Origin of the sequence: Seonamhaeicola sp. MEBiC01930 (assembly GCF_045277075.1) — a bacterium.
Classification (GTDB): Bacteria; Bacteroidota; Bacteroidia; order Flavobacteriales; family Flavobacteriaceae; genus Seonamhaeicola.
Genome location: NZ_CP104270.1, coordinates 3,043,663 through 3,061,461 on the forward strand (window position 1 = coordinate 3,043,663; position 17,799 = coordinate 3,061,461).

The following is a 17,799-nucleotide window of genomic DNA, read 5'->3' on the forward strand; positions in this document are numbered from 1 at the left end:
TTAATTAACACCTTTAATATCAGTTATTTCTATACCTAAAAGTAAAATTTTATGAAAAGTTGGTAGAGTTACTCCAGTCTTTGTGGTAGTCCAACTTGTCCAGGTAGCTTCTAAGCCATCAATTGGTAATTCAGATGTCCACATTTTAAAACTCTGAGGCTTGTTATTTTCATCTAATTGCCACAAATAGGAACCGCCATTTGGGTGAGTGGTTAAAAGCTGATCGCCATTTTCAGTTTTAACTAATAATCTTTTTACATCTTTATTAAAAACTTGGTATGGCCCAAAAACCCAAAAAGAATCATTTAGATAATATTTCTCTGCTTTATCAATAAGTTCATCAGACAACTCACCATCTACTTTAAAACTGTGTACTGAGGCTTCGTGGTTATTAGGGTCGTTAAAATCTAAGGTTATTTTATATTGTTTCCAGTATACTTCACAAATACCTTTGTTTTTTTTCCAAACATAATGACGTTTATTTTTGAAAGTCCATTCAAAAGTATCAGTTTTTTCATAAGCTCCATAATTTAAGCTATTTAGCATTTTGTCTGCTAATTCATCAGCGTTCTTTCCAGTGATACCATTTGGAAGGTCTTGATTATATTTTAGATATAAAAAAGCATACAATAACAGTGTTGGTAGCGTAATAAAAATTATACTACCGATAATAATTTTAAATATTTTTTTCTGCTTCACTATGAGAATTCAAATTTGCAATCCACAAAACTAAGTTATTAAATACAATTCATTTACTAAAGGAAAAGCCAGTAAAAATAAGAGAATTCCTAAAAGGTCAATTTATTTACACAATATATTATTTATTTCTAAGACAGTTATATCAAATAATTCTTTTTAGCTCCATTTCATTCAACTCATTAAGTTTCTTGTTGGAAAATTTAATTAGTTCATCAAAAAAAGAAGTGAATTCAATTTCAAACTCGGTATAAAACTCTTGAAGTTCAAAAATAGCTTTATTCATGCTAGAACGGTTTTTAGTTCTTCTATTCATTCCATTTAAAACACTTGATATACCTTCAATTGAAGCGTAACTTAATAACCAATTGTCAGTAACCATGTAAGGCAACATTTTTTGAATTCTTAATGGAAGAATTTCATAGTTTTCTTCTAATGTGTCATAAAAATTTTCTACATAATTCTTTAAAGATATTGAGGAATATTTCTCCCAGTTTTTTGCGAGAAAATGATCGTAAAGAATATCTACAATAATGCCAGAATAATGCCCATATTTTTCATGTAATCTTTTAGTACTTATTCTAACAGTTTTATGAGCATCAGTGAAAGTATCTATTTGTCTATGCAACAAAATTCCAATTTGTATTTCTCTAGAGTATTTCTGATAATTTTTCCCCTTAATACCATCGGCAATAAAATTTCCAATAGTTACCAAATGGTTATCTCCTGAAAGATAAATATGTGCTAAATAATTCATATGTGAAATTTACGAATTCCATATAAAAATTGAGGTTTTATCGAATAAATTATTCAGGTAATCAATTTTTAAGTTTTAATTAAAATACAGTGTGAAAAAAATATGTACGTTTGTAAAAATTAGAATCAAAAATTTATGACACTTATAAAATCAATTTCAGGAATTAGAGGAACCATAGGCGGTCCAGCAGGTGATAACTTAACACCCATTGATGCCGTTAAGTTTGCTGCTGCTTATGGAGCATGGTTAAAACAGAACAGAAGCAAAGAAAATTACAGGGTTGTTGTTGGTAGAGATGCTCGTATTTCAGGTAATATGATTCAAAATTTGGTTATGAATACATTAGTAGGACAGGGTATTCATGTTATAAATGTTGGTTTATCTACTACCCCTACTGTTGAAGTTGCTGTGCCAATGGAGCATGCAGATGGAGGAATTATTTTAACAGCAAGTCATAATCCTAAGCAATGGAACGCTTTAAAATTACTTAATGAAAAAGGAGAGTTTCTAGATGCGGATGAGGGTGCTAAAATTTTAGATATTGCAGAAAGTGGTGATATTAATTTTGCTGATGTAGATAATTTAGGGAAGATTACTAAAAATGATGCTTATATTGATTTACATATAATTGAAGTCTTAGATTTACCTTTAGTAACCGTTAAACCTATTGAAGAAGCTAAATTTAGAGTGGTAGTTGATGGTGTAAACTCTAGTGGCGGAATTGCTATTCCATTACTTTTAGAAAGATTGGGTGTAGATGTTATTAAATTACATTGTGAACCAAATGGGCATTTTCCGCATAATCCAGAGCCATTGAAAGAACACTTAACAGATTTATCAGAAGCTGTTAAAAAACATAAGGCTGATTTTGGTATTGTTGTAGACCCGGATGTTGATAGATTAGCTTTTATGGATGAAAATGGAGAAATGTTTGGAGAAGAATATACATTGGTGGCTTGTGCAGATTATGTTTTAAGTAGAACACCGGGTAATACAGTAAGTAATATGAGTTCTACCAGAGCATTAAGAGATATTACAGAAAAGCATGGCGGAACTTATGAAGCGAGTGCTGTTGGTGAGGTTAATGTGGTTAAGCTCATGAAAAAAAATAAGGTAGTAATAGGAGGTGAAGGTAATGGTGGTATTATTTACCCAGAATCTCATTATGGTCGTGATGCTTTAGTTGGGGTTGCCTTGTTTTTAAGTTTACTTGCTGATAAGAATATTTCTGTTAGTGAATTAAGAAAAACATATCCTAACTATTTTATGAGTAAAAAGAAAATTCAATTAACACCAGGTTTAGATGTTGATGCAATTTTGAAAGCAATGGAGACAAGGTATCAAAATGAACAATTAACTACAATTGACGGTGTTAAAATAGATTTTTCAGAAAGTTGGGTGCACTTACGTAAAAGTAATACTGAGCCTATTATAAGAATTTATACCGAGGCAAAATCTCAAGATGAAGCAGATGCATTAGCTGATAAGTTTATTGATGAAATTACAGCTATAGCACAAGCTTAAGAAGGTTTTTTGTCTTTGTGTTTCCAGCGTTTATGCGTCCAAAAATAGTATTCAGGCGCATGATATATTTGTTTTTCAACCTCTTTTAAAAACAAGTCTGTGATTTCAAAGTCATTATAAGCTTTTGGGTTTTCAACTAGAGTAACAATTTCACCTCTGTAGTGGCCTCTTTTTATTTTATCAATTTTTAAATAGGCTATATTAAGGTCTAGTTTTTTAGCTAATCGTTCAGCACCTGTATAACAGGGTACAGTAACCCCCATAAAACTTTGCCAATATACATCTTTAGTAACTCTTGGTGATTGATCACTAATAAAAGCTGTAATGCTTTTTACATTTTCAGATTCACTGTTGGTAATTGCGCTTATAGTTTCTTTTGTGCTAATTAATTGAGTGTTGAACTTTGAACGAATATCTCTAACGAGTTTATCAAAATGTTTATTAGCTAATTTTTTATAAACGCCAAAGCCTTTAAAACTTATGTACTGTTGTAAAATTAAAGACCATTCCCAACTAGCGTAATGTCCATACATTAGAAGAATACTTTTGTTTTTTTGTTCTAACCGTTTAAATTCTTCTGGGTTAGTAACTAAAAAGCGTTTTTTCAAACTTGTTTCAGACATAGACATAGTTTTGGCCATTTCTAAAAACATATCACATAAATGTCTATAGAATTTTTTCCTTATAGCTTTTAATTCATTTTCAGGTATTTGAGGGAATACAAGACGCAAATTACTTGTAACAACTTCTTTTCTATAACCAATAAAATAATACATAAGTATGAATAACCCATCTGAAATTAAATAAAGCAATCTAAATGGTAGTTTAGAGATACCCCACAAAAGCGGATAAACAATAATATATATTAGAAATTGCATGAATTAATTTTAGATTTGCAAAGCAAATATATGTTAATTTGATTTTAAACGTTTATACCATATGGGAAATTTAGATATAATAACAACGATAATAATTGCGGCAAATGTTATAATATCTTATAAGGGGTTTAAAGACTTTGGTTTTTTTGAAAAGCATAAATTTAATATTGGTGCAATTCGCCGTGGTGAGAAGATAAGAATGTTTAGTTCAGGGTTTTTACATGCGGATACTAAGCATTTATTCTTTAATATGTTTGCGTTATATCTATTTGCCGATTTAGTAATTTATGATATAGGCAAATTCTATTTTTTCGTCATTTATATTGGAAGTTTAATTGCAGGTAGTTTATTGTCATTTTATTTTCATAAAAATGAGTATCATTATAGTGCTGTGGGTGCCAGTGGAGCTGTAACAGGTATATTATATTCAGCTATTTTATTGCGTCCAGAACGAGAATACTATTTTTTATTTTTGCCTTCTAGGATTGGTGATATAGATTTGGGCATTCCAGGATATATATTGGGTATTGCTTATTTATTGTATTCAATTTATGGTATGAAAACGCGTATAGGTAATATTGGACACGATGCTCATTTTGGAGGCGCCATTGGTGGTTATCTTATAACTTTAGTATTAATACCTTCATTGCTCCAAACAAACCCAATAATGGTTGCTGTTTTGGCTATACCAATTGTATTACTTTTTGTTTTGCAAAGAGCAGGGAAATTATAACTCATAAATTTTAGTTTACAAATTCATTATTGGCATATCTATTGAATTTATAATGATATAATATTTATATGTTTTTTGTAAATAACTGATATTCAGCAGAATATTGGTTTAATAATTTTTAAATTAATAAAGTTGATTTGCTTTTAATGACAGATTGACTTAAATGTATATATGAAGAAATCTAATTTTATGACGCTTGACAGTTTGTCATTACAGGAATTTGATGAAAACTCAGAATTAATTCCGTTAATGACTCCTGAAGACGAGGAGGCTATGAATAATGAAGAATTACCAGAGACTTTACCAATACTTTCTTTAAGAAATACGGTGTTGTTTCCTGGTGTTGTAATTCCTATTACGGCAGGAAGAGATAAGTCTATTAAACTTATTAAAGATGCCAATAAAGGCAGTAAGGTTATTGGTGTTGTTGCACAAAAGGATGAATCAGTAGAAAATCCATCAGCTAAAGAAATACACGAAACTGGAACAGTTGCCAGAATTCTGCGTGTTTTAAAAATGCCAGACGGTAATGTAACGGTAATCATACAAGGAAAAAAACGTTTTAAAGTTGCAGAAGTTCTTACTGAAGAACCTTATATGAATGCAACCATTAGAGATTTACCCGAAGCTAAACCTGGTTTAAAAGATGAAGAATTTGGAGCTATTATTGATTCTATTAAAGATTTAGCACTTGAAATTATTAAAGAAAGCCCAAACATACCTAGTGAAGCCTCATTTGCTATTAAAAATATTGAAAGTAATTCGTTTTTAGTAAACTTTGTTTCATCCAATATGAATTTATCTGTTACTGAAAAGCAGAAGTTATTAGAAATGAACGATCTTCAACAACGTGCTTTAGCTACCCTTAAGCATATGAATGTTGAGTTTCAGAGGTTAGAACTTAAAAATGATATCCAGTCTAAGGTTCAGATGGACATGAGCCAACAACAGCGTGAATATTTCTTGCATCAGCAAATGAAAACCATTCAAGAAGAGTTGGGAGGTGTAAGTCATGATGAGGAGATTGAAGAAATGAAAGCTAAAGCCAAAGACAAAATTTGGGATGAAAAAGTAGCAAAACATTTTGATAAAGAAATTGGTAAGTTACAACGCATGAATCCGCAGGTGGCAGAATATTCTATTCAGCGTAATTACTTAGAGTTGTTTTTAGATTTACCATGGAATGAGTTTAGTGAAGACAAATTTGATTTAAAACGTGCTAGAAAAATTTTAGATAGGGATCATTTTGGACTTGATGATGTTAAACGAAGAATTATTGAATATTTAGCAGTATTGAAACTTCGGAATGATATGAAGTCGCCAATTTTATGTTTGTATGGTCCTCCTGGAGTTGGTAAAACGTCTTTAGGAAAGTCGGTTGCAGAGGCCTTGGGTAGAGAATATGTTAGAGTTTCATTAGGTGGTTTACGCGATGAAGCAGAGATTAGAGGGCACCGTAAAACCTATATTGGTGCTATGCCAGGGCGTATTATTCAAAGTTTAAAAAAAGCAGGAACCTCAAACCCGGTATTTGTTTTAGATGAAATTGATAAACTATCTAATTCTCATCAAGGAGATCCTTCTTCAGCTATGTTAGAAGTATTAGACCCTGAACAGAACAGTGAGTTTTATGATAATTTTCTAGAAATGGGTTATGACCTTTCTAAAGTTATGTTTATAGCTACATCTAATAGTTTGGCAACCATTCAACCTGCATTGTTGGACCGCATGGAAATAATAAACGTTACTGGTTACACCATAGAAGAGAAAGTTGAAATAGCAAAACGTCATTTACTTCCAAAACAATTAAAAGAACATGGTTTAACTACAGATAATTTAAAAATAGGAAAGCCACAGTTAGAAAAGGTTGTAGAAGGGTATACTAGAGAGTCTGGAGTTAGAGGTCTTGAGAAGCAAATAGCAAAAATAGTACGTTATGCAGCCAAAAATATTGCTATGGAAGAAGATTATAATATTAAAGTTACTAACGATGATATTATTGAGGTGTTAGGAAGCCCTAAATTAGAACGCGATAAATATGAAAACAATAATGTAGCCGGTGTAGTTACAGGTTTAGCTTGGACACGGGTAGGTGGTGATATTCTATTTATAGAATCTATATTATCTAAAGGTAAAGGAGCATTAACAATTACTGGAAACCTTGGTAAAGTAATGAAAGAATCAGCTACTATTGCCATGGAGTATATAAAGTCAAATGCCGATGCTTTTGGAATTGATCCGGAAGTTTTTGATAAGTACAACGTTCATATTCATGTACCAGAAGGAGCTACACCAAAAGATGGGCCCAGTGCAGGGGTTACAATGTTAACTTCTCTAGTTTCTTTATTTACTCAAAGGAAAGTCAAGAAAAGTTTAGCTATGACAGGAGAGATTACACTAAGAGGTAAGGTGCTTCCAGTAGGAGGTATTAAGGAGAAAATTTTAGCAGCTAAACGCGCTAAAATAAAAGAAATCTTGTTATGTGAAGAAAATAAAAGAGATATAGATGAAATTAAACCTGAGTACTTAAAAGGTTTAACCTTTCATTATGTAACAGATATGAGTGAGGTAATTGATCTGGCTGTTACCAAACAAACGGTTAAAAACGCTAAGAAATTATAAAATGAAAAAACCTCGAGAAAATCGAGGTTTTTTTATAATGTAAAATAAAAGATAGTTACGACCGTTTTAAGATAGATTTACTTTCTTTGTACCTTATATATGCTAAGAAGAATTATCACTTTATTTTGTCTGTGCTATACGGCCTCAATTACTGCACAAATAGGAGGGGAACATACCTATCAGTTTCTTAACCTTATTTCTTCTCCGCGGCAAGCAGCTTTAGGTGGTAAGGTTTTAACCAATGTTGATTATGATGTAACCCAAGGATTATTCAATCCAGCTACTATTAATGTTGAAATGGATAATCAATTGGCTTTAAATTATGTCAATTATCTTGGAGGGATTGGTTATGGTACAGCAGCATATGCTTATACAGTAGACCGAAGAACACAAACATTTCATGCTGGTGTAACCTATATTAACTATGGTTCATTTGATGGTTATGATGAGCAAGGAAATTCAACAGGTACTTTTTCGGGTGGCGAGTCGGCTTTGTCTTTCGGCTACTCACGTCAAATTGGATATTCAGATTTTTATTTAGGTGGAAATGTAAAACTTATAAGCTCAAAATTAGAGCAATACACCTCTTTTGGAGCGGCTATTGATGTAGGCTTATTATATATAAACGAATATTTAGATTTTAATGCAGCCTTAGTCATTAGGAATCTTGGCACACAAATAACTACTTATGCAGATGTTTATGAAAGTTTACCTTTTGAAGTGAGTTTAGGACTGTCACAAAAATTAGAAAATGTACCAATTCGTTGGCATGTAACCTTTGAGAATTTGCAGCAATGGCCAATTTCTAGTTCCAATCCAGCCAGAGTAACAAGTGATTTAAGTGGAAACCAAACAGGTGAGAAACTAGATTTTTTTGGACAATTAATTAGGCATACTATTTTAGGAGCTGAATTGTTCCCTGAAGGCGGATTTAATATAAGGTTAGGATATAATTTTAGAAGAGGCGAAGAGCTTAGAATAGTAGATCAACGAAATTTTTCAGGGATATCCGCTGGTATTTCAATTAAAATGAATAAAATGCGATTTAGTTATACGCATGCCAAATATACAAGTGCTGCTAACTCTAATTTTTTTGGTTTACAAATAGATTTAGAATAAAGAAAACCAAAATTTATAAGTTAAAAAGTATTGAAATGTTATTTAAAATACATTAACTATTATTTTTACCACTTAAAATTTTGCAATGAATAAAATTACCATAGCCATAGATGGGTATTCTTCTACAGGAAAAAGTACTATTGCTAAACAAATAGCATATCAATTAGGCTATATATATGTGGATTCTGGAGCTATGTATAGAGCGGTTACTTATTATGCCATGTCTAAAGAGTTAATTCATAAAAATGACTTTAATGTTGAAGCTCTTATTTATCAATTAGATAAAATAAATATAAGTTTTGTGTTTAATAAAGAGGTAGGATTTGCTGAAGTATATTTGAATAATAAAAATATTGAAAAGGCTATTCGTACTCTTGAAGTATCAGGTTTTGTTAGTAAAGTAGCAGCTGTTCCAGAGGTTAGAAAAAAACTTGTTGCAATTCAACAAAAATTAGGAGAAAACAAAGGTGTTGTTATGGATGGACGTGATATAGGTACAGTTGTTTTTCCTAATGCAGAGCTTAAATTATTCATGACCGCTTCAGCAGAAACTAGAGCTGAAAGACGATACAAAGAATTGGTTGAAAGAGGTGATGAGGTAATTTATGAAAGCGTACTAAAAAATGTTCAAGAAAGGGACCATTTAGATTCCACGAGAAAGGATTCTCCTTTAATAAAGGCCAATGATGCTATTCAAATAGATAACTCCAACCTTTCATTGCAAGAGCAGTTTGATCAAGTATTTCAATTAGTTACAATGGCTATAGAAGATTTAGAATAAAAAAAAGCGACCTTCCAGCCGCTTTTATGTATATAATAGTGTTATATATTAAAGATTTGGAATAATTAATTCTTGATCTGGATAAATTAAGTCAGGATTCTTTAAAATATCCGTATTAGCTTCAAAAATATCTTTGTACTTCATAGCATCTTTGTAATAATGCTTAGCTATTTTACCTAAAGTTTCTCCACTTTTCACCACATGTCTATGATAAATACTCTCATCAGCAACCCTAATGTCTGCCATAATATCGGAAGGGTTATCACCTCCAATTTCTTTAATTTTATCCCAAATTAAGTTTTTTTCATATTGGGTATTTGCCGTACCCCAAACTTTTATTACATCACCCTCAATTTGAACATCTCCATTTTGAATGTTTAATGATTCACCAAGTTCAAGTACCGGTTGATATTTTTCTTTTACTGCCATGTCTGTAGTTTTATGTTATTTAATAATGATACAATATAATAAATTTCTTATGCAATTAAATTATTGTTTGCTTTAACTTTTCATTAATTCGGACACAAGAAATTAATATTAGTCACAAAAAATATTATTTATTCATTTTTAGGTAATTAGTGTAATAATATGTATTTTTGCGCTCCTTTTAGCGAATTATGGAAAGATAAAAGGAATGAAATTATTATATAATTAACGCTTCTGTAGATTATTTGCTTAATTTTTTCCAAGTGTACAGAATACAAATTTTAATCAGCAATGGCTGAAAAAGCAAAAAACGCTGAAGTTGAAGCTCAAGAAACTTCAACAGTAGAAGAAGCTCCAGTAGTATCTGAAGCTCAAGCAAATCCCGAAAAATTCTTAAAAGAGTTCAACTGGCACAATTACCAAGAAGGTATTGATGAGGTTGATGATAAACAACTTCAAGAATTTGAAAAACTAGTAGCAGAGAACTTTGTAGACACTCTTAATGATGAGGTTGTTGAAGGTACAGTAATTCACATTTCTGATAGAGATGCCATTATTGACATCAACGCTAAATCTGAAGGTGTAATCTCCTTAAATGAATTCCGTTACAACCCTAACTTAGCAGTTGGAGATAAGGTTGAGGTATTAATTGATGTTCGTGAAGACGCAACAGGACAATTAGTATTATCTCACAGAAAAGCTAGAGTAATTAAAGCATGGGATAGAGTAAATGCAGCTCATGATTCTGGTGAAATCGTAAATGGTTTTGTAAAATGCAGAACTAAAGGAGGTATGATTGTAGATGTTTTTGGTATTGAAGCATTCTTACCAGGTTCTCAAATTGATGTTAAACCAATTAGAGATTACGATCAGTATGTAAACAAAACTATGGAATTCAAAGTTGTGAAAATCAACCATGAATTTAAAAACGTAGTTGTTTCTCATAAAGCTTTAATTGAAGCTGATATTGAAGAGCAAAAGAAAGAAATAATTGGTCAGTTAGAAAAAGGACAGGTATTAGAAGGTGTTGTTAAAAACATTACTTCTTACGGTGTATTTATTGACCTTGGTGGTGTAGATGGATTAGTTCATATTACAGATTTATCTTGGTCTAGAATTAACCATCCTAATGAGATTGTAGAATTAGATCAGAAACTTAATGTTGTAATCCTTGATTTTGATGAAAATAAATCAAGAATTCAATTAGGATTGAAACAATTAAGTAAGCACCCATGGGAAGCACTTGCTGAAGGTGTTAAAGTTGGTGATAAAGTTAAAGGTAAAGTAGTAGTTATAGCTGATTACGGCGCGTTTATTGAAGTTGCAGATGGTGTTGAAGGATTAATTCACGTATCTGAAATGTCTTGGTCTACGCATTTACGTTCTGCTCAAGATTTTGTTGCTGTAGGCGATGAGGTTGAAGCGGTAATCTTAACTCTTGATAGAGAAGAGCGTAAAATGTCTTTAGGTATAAAGCAATTAACTCCAGACCCTTGGACTGATATCACAGCTAAATACCCATTAGGTTCTAAGCATTCAGGTGTTGTACGTAACTTTACAAACTTTGGAGTATTTGTTGAATTAGAAGAAGGTATTGACGGGTTGATTTATATCTCTGATTTATCTTGGACTAAGAAAATCAAGCATCCAAGTGAGTTCTGTGCAGTAGGTGATAAATTAGATGTTATTGTTTTAGAGTTAGATGTTGAAGGACGTAAATTAAGTTTAGGTCATAAGCAAACAACTGAGAATCCTTGGGATAAATACGAAACAGAATTTGCTTTAAACACAACACACTCTGGTGCTATTGAAGAAATAGTTGATAAAGGAGCTACTGTTAAATTTAACGAAGATATTGTTGCATTTATTCCTTCTAGACATTTAGAGAAAGAAGATGGTAGTAAACTTAAGAAAGGTGAATCTGCAGATTTTAAAATCATTGAGTTTAACAAAGATTTTAAACGCGTAGTTGCATCTCATACTGCTATTTTTAAAGCAGAAGAAGCTAAAAATGTAAAAGCAGCGGCTAAAAAAGCAGCAGCTGCAGCTGCTGAAGCTAAACCAACTTTAGGTGATGCTAATGATGCTTTACAAGCGCTTAAAGATAAAATGGACGGGAAGAAATAATTTCCTCAACATTTATAAATATAAAAGCCTTCAAGTAATTGAAGGCTTTTTTGATAAATACTAATTAGAATTTTGGCATTAACCTTTTCGAGAAGGGTTATATTTATAAATGATTATTCTTACTGGATTTCTGTATGATCGATACATTTCAAAGCCATCAATTTCATTTAAAACCTTGTCATGATCCCTAACATGTTGGTAGATTACTGTGATTTCTCTAGGCTTTTTTTTATAATTTTCTAAAATATTATGAATTACAGTTTTGAAGATTTCAAAATTAAAAGGATCGTAGAAATAAAAATGATTATACTTGTCATAATTATTAAAATTTAAAGCATTATCACGATAAATTTCAACATCAGGCAAGTTAAGGATTTTCATATTTTCTTTAGCAATTCCCGCCAATTCTTCATTAAGTTCTAGCCCTCCAATATGCTTAAACTTATAATTTGAGAAATCATAAATAGCTTTTCCTTTTCCACACCCAATATCAATTATTGAGTCATTCTCAGTAATTTTTAATATTTTTATTACTTTTTTTATTTGCCAAGATCTTGAAGGAACATAATGAACGAACTTGTCATAGTCATAATCCTCACCCAAATTTTCAGGTAAAACATTTTTTCTGAAATCTACGCCGTCCTTTCTCTTAACAAATTTAACAACTATAGAATCGTAGATGTATAAAAGTTTATGAAAACTTTCTCTTACAAATATAGCAGCATTTTTCTTTAAATACATAAATAAAATTTTATTAATTTCATACGAAATGAAAAGTATGATTAATCCATAGTAATAGCTAACATAATACAAATAATCCTAATTTTAGGTGAAATTTTATTTATAATTTTGCATTGCTTCAGTATCATAAATTAGGGAGCTTAAACTTTAGGTCATAAAGCGATTTTTCTTTTCCACACCCAATATCAATTATCGAATTGATTTTAGTAATTTTCAATATTTTCATTAACCTTTTTACTTGCCAAAGTCTAGACGGTAAATAGTGTACAAATTTATCATAGTCAAAGTTTTCATCTAAATCTTTTGGAACAACATTTTTCACAAAATCAACCCCATCCTTCTTTTAAAATATTTAGAGGATAAATAGTGATAGTTATGCATGGTAACGTGATAAATATCTGAAACTAGTATACTGAGTCGTTTTCTTAAATTCAAAGGTATATTATAGTGATTATAAAAAAATATCTAAATCTAATGTATTTTAATTAGATTCAACATTTGGTTTATTATAGATATATGTAATGTAAAATCGATAGGTCACCAAATTCTCTTTTCTTTTAAATTTTTGCATTACCTTTGTACTCCAAATACGTTTGGATATTATATGAGTCAAAAAGTTTTACTTAACGCAAAAGAGGTAAACATCATTCTTCACCGATTGGCTTGTCAACTTATTGAAAAACACAATGACTTTTCTAATACAGTATTAATTGGTCTTCAACCAAGAGGAATCTTTTTAGCTGATAGGATTACCAAAATTTTAAAAGAAGATTATAAGGTAAAAGGTGTAAAATCTGGTCATTTAGATATTACATTTTTTAGAGACGATTTTAGAAGGGGAGATAAAACTTTGAAAGCTAATTCAACTGAAATTGATTTTCTTGTCGAAGATAAAAACATAGTGTTTATTGATGATGTTTTATATACGGGAAGAAGTATAAGAGCAGCTTTAACAGCTATTCAGTCTTTTGGAAGACCTGACGAAATAGAATTATTAACGTTAATAGACCGCAGATTTAGTAGACATTTACCAATTCAACCAGATTATAGAGGAAGGCAAGTAGATGCTATTAATAATGAAAAAGTAATAGTGCATTGGCAAGAGAATGAAGGTGAAGATGCAGTATATCTAATAGAAAAATAAATAACAAATGAGCGAATTAAGTGTTAATCACTTATTGGGAATAAAGTATCTTAACAAAAAGGATATTCAACTTATTTTTGAAACGGCAGATCATTTTAAAGAAGTGATAAACAGACCAATAAAAAAGGTGCCTTCGCTAAGAGATATAACTATCGCTAATCTTTTCTTTGAAAACTCTACCAGAACCAAATTGTCTTTTGAATTGGCGGAAAAACGTTTGTCAGCTGATGTGATTAATTTTTCATCAGGACAATCTTCCGTTAAGAAAGGTGAAACTTTAATTGATACAGTAAATAATATCTTATCAATGAAGGTTGACATGGTTGTAATGCGACACCCAAACCCTGGAGCAGGAATATTTCTTTCTAAGCATGTTGATGCCAGTATTGTAAATGCTGGTGATGGTGCTCATGAACATCCCACACAAGCTTTATTAGATTCGTATTCCATAAGAGAAAAATTAGGTGAAGTTGGAGGCAAAAAAGTAGTCATAGTTGGTGATATTTTGCATAGTAGAGTGGCGCTGTCTAATATATTTGCATTACAACTTCAGGGTGCTGAAGTTATGGTTTGTGGTCCTAAAACTTTATTGCCTAAGTATATTGATAAACTAGGAGTTAAAGTTGAAACAAATTTAAATAAAGCTTTAAATTGGTGTGACGTTGCCAATATGCTAAGAGTTCAAAATGAAAGAATGGATATTAGTTACTTTCCCTCAACTAGAGAATACACTCAACAGTTTGGCGTAAATAGAACACTTTTAGATTCATTAGATAAAGAAATAACAATTATGCACCCGGGACCCATTAATAGGGGGGTGGAAATTACTAGTGATGTTGCCGATTCTAAACAATCTATAATTCTAGATCAAGTTGAAAACGGTGTGGCCATTAGAATGGCAGTAATTTACTTATTAGCTTCAAAAATAAAGCAATAATTATGATTTTTGATCAAGATGGAAATATCTCAATAATAACTCAAGAAAAGGCAACTATTATTGAGTTGGTAAAAAAATTACAGGCTCTATACCCTAAGTTTGAGAATAATAATATAATAGTCAATTTAACTTCACTAAGTAAAATTAGCTTAGAGGAAATAGTGGAGTTTTTACAGTTATCTAATATACATAGAGCAGCTCATCATTCGTTTGTTATTGTTACAAATAAAGTTGATTTTGATAGTATGCCCGATGAAATTTTAGTAGTACCAACACTGCAAGAGGCTTATGATATTATTGAAATGGAAGAAATGGAGCGCGATTTAGGGTTTTAATATGTATAAGTTTTATTTAGCACAAGTAAACGTAGCCAAGAGATTAGCGCCTATGGATGATCCAATAATGCAAGATTTTATTAATAATGTAGATAGAATTAATACTATTGCAGATGAGGCTGAAGGGTTTGTTTGGAGAATGAAAGATGAAGACAAAGATTTGGGGGCTAAGATTTTTCAAGATGAGACTTTATTGATAAATATGTCTGTATGGACAGATATTGATGCACTTTTTAATTATACATACAAAACAGGTCATTTAGAAGTTTTTAAACGTAAAAAAGAATGGTTTAGTAAGGTCCAAATGAAACATATGGCTTTTTGGTATGTTCCAGTAGGATACCAACCTAACTTTTATGATGCTAAAGAACGACTAGATTACTTAAATACTAATGGAGATACTCCTTATTCGTTTACTTTTAAAAAAAGATTTTCTGTTGAAGATTTTTTAACCTACAAAAAGCTGGCCTAATATGAAACTTACCATTTTAGGCTGTTATAGTGCCACTCCAAGAATATTAACAAACCCTACATCTCAGGTTTTAGAGACTCAAGGAAATATGTTTTTAATTGACTGTGGTGAAGGGACTCAGGTACAATTGCGTAAGCATAAAATAAAATTCAGTCGTATAAAACATGTCTTTATTTCACATTTACATGGAGACCATTTTTTTGGTTTAGTAGGGCTAATTTCAACTTTTAGATTACTTACTAGAGAAGCTGATTTGCATATTTACGGCCCGAAAGGAATTAAGGAAGTTATTACGCTTCAAATGAAGTTAGCTGATTCTTGGACAAATTATAAACTTATTTTTCATGAGTTAACCTCTAAAGAATCAGAATTAATTTTTGAGAACGAAAAAGTAGAAGTTCACACAATTCCATTAAATCATAGGGTTTATACTAATGGATTCCTTTTTAAAGAGAAAGAAGGAAAAAGAAAACTGAATATTGGTGCAGTAGAAGATGCTAATATTAATGTAGCTTATTATAGCAAACTAACTCAAGGTTTTGACGTAGTCAATGAAGATGGAAAAACAATTAAAAACGAAACTGTAACAAACCCTGGTGACAAACCTAAAAGTTACGCATTTTGTAGTGATACCATGTATAAGGAAGATATCGTACCAATTATTGAAAATGTAAATGTCCTGTATCATGAATCTACCTTCTTAGAAACTCAGGCACATTTAGCACCAAGAACAAAGCATTCCACGGCTAAAGAAGCTGCGTCTATAGCCAAAAAGGCAAATGTGGGTAAATTATTATTGGGGCATTATTCAACACGGTATAAGGGTATAAGTGAATTTAAAACAGAGGCCGAAACGGTATTTGAATCTGTTGAGTTATCTGAAGATGGGAAAACCTTTGAGTTTTAAATTTATCACCCGGCCTATTAGTTAGGTAATTACATTTGATTTAATTATAAATTCTTTCGCTTCTAAAAACTTAATCTTCAAATTAAAACAATGGTTAAATTTGAAAACAATGAAAAATTGTTTTAGAGCTATAAAAAACTTGTAAATTGCAGGTGTATGGAGAATGATTTAAGTAATTATAGAAAGTCATATGAAAAAGGGGAACTTTTGTTAAATAAGGTTCCTGATAACCCAATGGAATTATTTCAAAAATGGTTTTATGAAGTAGATAAGTACTTTGTAGAGGATGAAACCAATGCCATGACCTTATCTACAATTGGGCTAGATTCTTATCCAAAGAATAGGGTAGTGCTACTTAAGAAATATACTTATGAAGGATTTATCTTTTATACAAATTATTTAAGTGAAAAAGGAAAAGCTATTGAGCAAAACTCAAATGTTTGTTTGTCTTTTTTTTGGCATGGTGCAGAGCGACAAGTTATAATAAAAGGTAAAGCAGAGAAAATAGCAGAAAATTTAAGTGATGGGTACTTTGAATCAAGGCCGCGTGGCAGTCAATTAGGAGCACATGCCTCAAATCAAAGTGAAATTATTGATGATAGGCAATTCTTAGAACAAAAACTCTCTGATTTAGAAAGGGAATATGAAGGTAAAGATATTCCAAGACCAAAAAGTTGGGGAGGTTATATTGTGAAGCCTTTAGAAATTGAGTTTTGGCAAGGACGCCCTAATAGATTGCATGATAGAATTAAATACACACTTCAACCTGACTTTAATTGGCTAATAGGCCGATTATCTCCATAATAAAACAGATTAACTACCAATTTAATTCATATTTTATACACTTAATCGAAAAAAAATGTTATTTGTCGATTTTCGATATGCCGTTTATCGATTTTAAGCTTTTCGATAATTATAGCCCGAATAGGCTTAATAACTTTATAGGACCAAATCTAAATTTACCTACTTATGAAGTTATTAACAAAGCTGCCATTTTTGGCGTTGTTAGCTGTTTTGAGCTTTTCCTGCTCTACTGACAGCATTGATGAAACGGCCGATGCCATAGAATTAAGTCTTAAAACTCCCGAGACTAAATCCATAGAAATTGAAATTTTAGAACAAATTAATAACCACAGATTATCTGTTGGCTTAGAACCATTGGGTGATATGACTATTGTTAAATCTGTTGCTTTTAGTCATACTGATTATATGCTTGATACTGGTGAAGTTTCTCATGATAACTTTTTTACACGTAGCAGCTATCTAAAGGAGAACGCAGGAGCTAAAAAAGTATCTGAAAACGTAGCTTACGGATATAGTTCAGCAAAAACTGTAGTAGCCGCTTGGTTGAGGAGCGAAGGTCATAAAGCAAACATTGAAGGTGATTATACTAATTTTGATGTGTCTGCAGAAATGAATGAAAAAGGAAGATGGTATTTTACCAATATATTTATTAAAAAATAACGGACTTTAACAAGTCTCGTAAACTTATAACCTTATTTGATTTACTGATTATTTAGCAACTTTGCGTAATAGAGGTATTACGCGATTAAAAAATTAAATAGGTTATTTTAATGACTTTACGTTATTAAATTTAGCT

At 31.2% G+C, this 17,799-nt stretch carries 18 protein-coding genes; 13 read left to right on the forward strand and 5 right to left on the reverse strand.

Annotated features, from left to right (window positions below):
- Entirely contained in the window at positions 1 to 699 is a 699-nt protein-coding gene (locus N1F78_RS13200; protein ID WP_406683635.1) for a hypothetical protein, read from the reverse strand.
- A 142-nt stretch (positions 700 to 841) separates the two neighbouring features.
- Complete coding sequence (locus N1F78_RS13205) at positions 842 to 1,453, reverse strand: ACP phosphodiesterase (protein WP_406683636.1); 612 nt, start codon at positions 1,451 to 1,453, stop codon at positions 842 to 844.
- Between the two features lie 135 nt (positions 1,454 to 1,588).
- Here N1F78_RS13205 and glmM point away from each other — a divergent pair, with 135 nt between their 5' ends.
- Positions 1,589 to 2,977: a phosphoglucosamine mutase gene (gene glmM, locus N1F78_RS13210; protein WP_406683637.1), complete on the forward strand. Its 1,389-nt coding sequence runs from the start codon at positions 1,589 to 1,591 to the stop codon at positions 2,975 to 2,977.
- Here glmM and N1F78_RS13215 read toward each other — a convergent pair.
- A complete protein-coding gene (locus N1F78_RS13215; RefSeq protein ID WP_406683638.1) occupies positions 2,974 to 3,855 on the reverse strand; it encodes a lysophospholipid acyltransferase family protein in 882 nt (293 codons plus the stop codon). The genes glmM and N1F78_RS13215 overlap by 4 nt on opposite strands.
- Before the next feature lie 61 nt (positions 3,856 to 3,916).
- On the opposite strand from N1F78_RS13215, the gene N1F78_RS13220 reads away from it, so the two are divergent.
- The 4 genes from N1F78_RS13220 (at position 3,917) to cmk (ending at position 9,110) form a co-directional block, all read left to right on the forward strand.
- On the forward strand, positions 3,917 to 4,588 hold the full coding sequence (locus N1F78_RS13220; RefSeq protein ID WP_406683639.1) for a rhomboid family intramembrane serine protease: 672 nt from the start codon (positions 3,917 to 3,919) through the stop codon (positions 4,586 to 4,588).
- 171 nt (positions 4,589 to 4,759) lie between these two features.
- The gene (gene lon / locus N1F78_RS13225; RefSeq protein ID WP_406683640.1) at positions 4,760 to 7,210 is read left to right on the forward strand and encodes an endopeptidase La; all 2,451 of its coding nucleotides are present in this window, start codon (positions 4,760 to 4,762) and stop codon (positions 7,208 to 7,210) included.
- Positions 7,211 to 7,309: 99 nt separating this feature from the next.
- Positions 7,310 to 8,329: a type IX secretion system protein PorQ gene (gene porQ, locus N1F78_RS13230; protein WP_406683641.1), complete on the forward strand. Its 1,020-nt coding sequence runs from the start codon at positions 7,310 to 7,312 to the stop codon at positions 8,327 to 8,329.
- Between the two features lie 85 nt (positions 8,330 to 8,414).
- Positions 8,415 to 9,110: a (d)CMP kinase gene (gene cmk / locus N1F78_RS13235; protein ID WP_406683642.1), complete on the forward strand. Its 696-nt coding sequence runs from the start codon at positions 8,415 to 8,417 to the stop codon at positions 9,108 to 9,110.
- 48 nt (positions 9,111 to 9,158) lie between these two features.
- On the opposite strand, the gene N1F78_RS13240 is transcribed toward cmk, so the two are convergent.
- Positions 9,159 to 9,539 (reverse strand): LysM peptidoglycan-binding domain-containing protein, encoded by a 381-nt coding sequence (locus tag N1F78_RS13240; protein WP_406683643.1) that lies wholly within the window; start codon positions 9,537 to 9,539, stop codon positions 9,159 to 9,161.
- Between the two features lie 288 nt (positions 9,540 to 9,827).
- On the opposite strand from N1F78_RS13240, the gene rpsA reads away from it, so the two are divergent.
- Entirely contained in the window at positions 9,828 to 11,663 is a 1,836-nt protein-coding gene (gene rpsA, locus N1F78_RS13245) for a 30S ribosomal protein S1 (protein WP_406683644.1), read from the forward strand.
- 78 nt (positions 11,664 to 11,741) lie between these two features.
- On the opposite strand, the gene N1F78_RS13250 is transcribed toward rpsA, so the two are convergent.
- Positions 11,742 to 12,404 carry an rRNA adenine N-6-methyltransferase family protein gene (locus N1F78_RS13250; RefSeq protein WP_406683645.1) on the reverse strand — a complete coding sequence of 221 codons (663 nt, stop codon included), beginning with the start codon at positions 12,402 to 12,404 and terminating at the stop codon, positions 11,742 to 11,744.
- Between the two features lie 604 nt (positions 12,405 to 13,008).
- Between N1F78_RS13250 and pyrR the strand changes: the two genes are divergently transcribed.
- The 7 genes from pyrR to N1F78_RS13285 all read left to right on the forward strand — a co-directional run bounded on the left by pyrR (position 13,009) and on the right by N1F78_RS13285 (position 17,663).
- On the forward strand, positions 13,009 to 13,548 hold the full coding sequence (gene pyrR / locus N1F78_RS13255; RefSeq protein ID WP_406683646.1) for a bifunctional pyr operon transcriptional regulator/uracil phosphoribosyltransferase PyrR: 540 nt from the start codon (positions 13,009 to 13,011) through the stop codon (positions 13,546 to 13,548).
- A 7-nt stretch (positions 13,549 to 13,555) separates the two neighbouring features.
- The gene (locus tag N1F78_RS13260; protein ID WP_406683647.1) at positions 13,556 to 14,485 is read left to right on the forward strand and encodes an aspartate carbamoyltransferase catalytic subunit; all 930 of its coding nucleotides are present in this window, start codon (positions 13,556 to 13,558) and stop codon (positions 14,483 to 14,485) included.
- A gap of 2 nt (positions 14,486 to 14,487) precedes the next feature.
- Positions 14,488 to 14,820, forward strand: a complete 333-nt coding sequence (locus N1F78_RS13265; RefSeq protein WP_406683648.1) for a ribonuclease Z — start codon at positions 14,488 to 14,490, stop codon at positions 14,818 to 14,820.
- 1 nt (position 14,821) lies between these two features.
- Positions 14,822 to 15,292 (forward strand): DUF3291 domain-containing protein, encoded by a 471-nt coding sequence (locus N1F78_RS13270; protein WP_406683649.1) that lies wholly within the window; start codon positions 14,822 to 14,824, stop codon positions 15,290 to 15,292.
- Position 15,293: 1 nt separating this feature from the next.
- Positions 15,294 to 16,199, forward strand: a complete 906-nt coding sequence (locus tag N1F78_RS13275; RefSeq protein WP_406683650.1) for a ribonuclease Z — start codon at positions 15,294 to 15,296, stop codon at positions 16,197 to 16,199.
- Positions 16,200 to 16,355: 156 nt separating this feature from the next.
- Positions 16,356 to 17,003 (forward strand): pyridoxamine 5'-phosphate oxidase, encoded by a 648-nt coding sequence (gene pdxH / locus N1F78_RS13280; protein WP_406683651.1) that lies wholly within the window; start codon positions 16,356 to 16,358, stop codon positions 17,001 to 17,003.
- Between the two features lie 165 nt (positions 17,004 to 17,168).
- Positions 17,169 to 17,663 (forward strand): CAP domain-containing protein, encoded by a 495-nt coding sequence (locus N1F78_RS13285; RefSeq protein WP_406683652.1) that lies wholly within the window; start codon positions 17,169 to 17,171, stop codon positions 17,661 to 17,663.
- Positions 17,664 to 17,799 lie beyond the last annotated feature (136 nt).